The 1,444-nt window shown below is 40.6% G+C and carries 1 protein-coding gene; it reads right to left on the reverse strand.

The features are described from left to right. Window positions 1–110 precede the first annotated feature (110 nt). Entirely contained in the window at window positions 111–1,247 is a 1,137-nt protein-coding gene (locus tag DWA30_RS02985; protein WP_114491042.1) for a putative porin, read from the reverse strand. Between the last annotated feature and the right edge of the window lie 197 nt (window positions 1,248–1,444).

Raw genomic sequence — 1,444 nt, forward strand, 5'->3', positions numbered from 1 at the left:
ACCCAAATTAAACCTGATCAATCCATGCCAAAATATAAAACCCTTCGTTGCAGCTATTTTAGGTGAAGGCATTTAACTAGGCTATTGCAAGTAATTATCTGTACTTTACTTTAGAAGCCAATATCTATATCAAAACGGATGCGTTGGCCAGATTCATTAAACGGTCCAAAAGGAATCAACTGTTCTACTATAAAGTATCGGGAACTTACTTTAATATTATCAGAAATCATGTAACCAATCATTGCTTCGAAACCTTTATAATTGGTCAATCTTCCATCTAATGAGCCTTGTGAGGAATAATCCCACCGTGCCCAATCATTTTGGGCAAGATAATCCACCGCAGAAAAACGCTCTAGTCGGGTATAGGTCAATCTAAACTTCCAATCTTTCTTTTTCTTTAAGTGTCCTACCCTAAGGCTGGCCACCAATCCCTGACGCTGATCTCTTAAATTAGCAGCAATCGAATCATTTTTAGTGTAATCTTGGAGATTTTGATACCAATCGAGCTCTACTCCTATCTCTGGATCTTTCCACACCTCAATAGAACCTCCCATATGTAAAATGCTATAATCCAGCGTAAAGGTTCCATTGCCATCCGGAATATTTGGCAACGCATTGAAGTAATAAAATCCGGGAAAAAAGGTGATCTGATTATTGCTATGCTCGCTCACCAACTGTATTCCTTGAAAATAAGAGTCATCACTCAAGGGGCCATTATTAAATGCAATAATAAAATAGCCCGTATTGACCCCAAAAGAATCTATCCATGAACTAGCCGATGACCATCGCGCTTGAGCAGCAATTCCATCTGGATACACATTATCACTCCAAAAGAGTTCATTCTGCTTTTGAAAAGGAAATGTGTTTTTACCCAACCAACCACTAAACCAATCTATGGTAAACTGAGCGTAGGCCTTTTCAAGACCAATAGGCAAAGTACCTCCCTCATTAAAACCATCTCCCAGGGTGAGTTGTGGATCTTGTTGTTTTCCTTGCAATCCGGTCCGGAGTCGGACGCCAAGTTCAAGGTGTGGGTTAAAACGGTAATTGGCCCCAAAACGCAAGCGGTAACGCAAGCGAGTTCGATTATCTCGAAAACTCCCATCAGATTTACGTGAATCCCAGTCGGGTTCTACTCGAAAGCGAAAATCTCCGGTAAATAGTAGTTTTTTTGTGATGCTGTCATTTTGAGCTACTGTTGTGAACGGTATAAAAACGAAGAGCAGAATGCCTAAAAGTCTCCACATTAGCCTATAGGTTTAGAAGTTGATTTAACTCACTCGTAAATTTAGAACATTCCTACATACAAAAAAAGCCTCTCCATTCGGATAACCTGCCTGCCGGCAGGCAGGGCTTCTCATTGGTAATCCTATAAAGGATTTAACCACATCCTCCGCCTCAGGCGGAGAACAACACAACATCGTAAACTCACTATTATGTGAGA

It is taken from the genome of Candidatus Ulvibacter alkanivorans (assembly GCF_003333325.1).
Lineage (GTDB): Bacteria > Bacteroidota > Bacteroidia > Flavobacteriales > Flavobacteriaceae > Ulvibacter_A > Ulvibacter_A alkanivorans.

What these genes read in the sequence shown, in the direction of transcription:
- DWA30_RS02985 (WP_114491042.1), bottom strand. Translation starts at nt 1,247, where the DNA reads ATGTGGAGACTTTTAGGCATTCTGCTCTTCGTTTTTATACCGTTCACA.